The sequence below is a fragment of the Mesorhizobium sp. P5_C1 genome (assembly GCF_054049815.1).
In genome coordinates this window covers 1-1,167 of the sequence record NZ_JBFULQ010001025.1, presented here as the reverse complement: position 1 = coordinate 1,167, position 1,167 = coordinate 1, and the positions used below count along the sequence as shown (strand labels likewise).

The 1,167-nt window shown below is 60.7% G+C and carries 1 protein-coding gene; it reads left to right on the top strand.

The window, feature by feature from the left end:
- On the top strand, positions 1-1,167 hold a 1,167-nt coding region (locus ACXJ7R_RS33585), incomplete at both ends, for a ribonuclease H-like domain-containing protein (RefSeq protein ID WP_457155548.1).

Here is a 1,167-nt window from a genome sequence, read left to right as displayed (position 1 = left end):
AGGCAGGTTTTCGAGGCTTTCATCGACTTCGTGTCGCGACGTCGGGAGGCCCATCCGGACCTGCATGTTTACCACTACGCGCCCTACGAGCCGGGGGCCTTGAAGCGCCTGATGGGACGCTATGCGACGCGGGAGGAAGAATTCGACAACATGCTGCGCTCGAAGCTGTTCGTCGACCTATACGGCGTTGTCCGAAACGGCCTTCGTGCCAGCATAGAGAGCTATTCGATCAAGAAGCTGGAGCCGCTTTATGGATTTAAACGCGAAATGGCTCTTCCCGACGCCAATGTCGCGTTGCTCAGTCTACAATCGAGCCTTGAACTTGGACACCCCGACCAAATTCGCGAACAAGACAGATCCGTGGTCGAGAGCTACAACCGCGATGACTGTGTGTCGACGCAGTGTCTACGGGACTGGCTGGAAGCGCTCCGCTCGCAGGCAATCGGGGCTGGAGCGAGTATTGCGCGGCCCCAACCCGGAGGCGAGGTCGCCAGCGAAAACGTCACGGCATGGCTGGCAAGGATCGGCCCGCTGATCGAACGTTTGACGGCGGACGTCCCCGCCGATCCGCGGCCACGAGATGCCGACCAGCAGGCGCRCTGGATACTCGCCAACATTCTCGATTGGCATCGGCGCGAGGCAAAGGCCATGTGGTGGGAGTTCTTCCGGCTTCGCGACCTTTCGGCCGAGGAGCTGATGGATGAGCGCGGCGGTCTGTCGGGCCTCACCTTCGTCGGCGAGGTTCCCGGACCGGGAAAGCTGCCGACGCACCGTTATTCCTTTATTCCGCAGGAAACGGACATTCGCGGGGAGGAAGACCTGCATAATGTCGGGGGCGATAAGATCGGGACGACCGTGGCGGTGTCGCAGCGCAACCGTACGATCGATATCAAGAAGACGGCAAAGTCCGTCTATATTCACCCGCGGGCGATCTACGGCTCGAAGAGTTTCGGTTCCGATGAACAGGCCAATTCGCTGGTGCGGATCGGCGAGTATGTCGCGGATCATGGGCTGGCTGGCGATGGAGCGTTTTGTGCGGCGCGCGATCTGTTGCTGCGCCTAGCGCCTCGGCTGCGGGAGCAACCTATCAAGATCAACGGGGAGACCAGCTTAGCCGCTGCGACACGGGTTGCCGCGTTGTTCGATGGCGGCGTCTTTCCCATACAA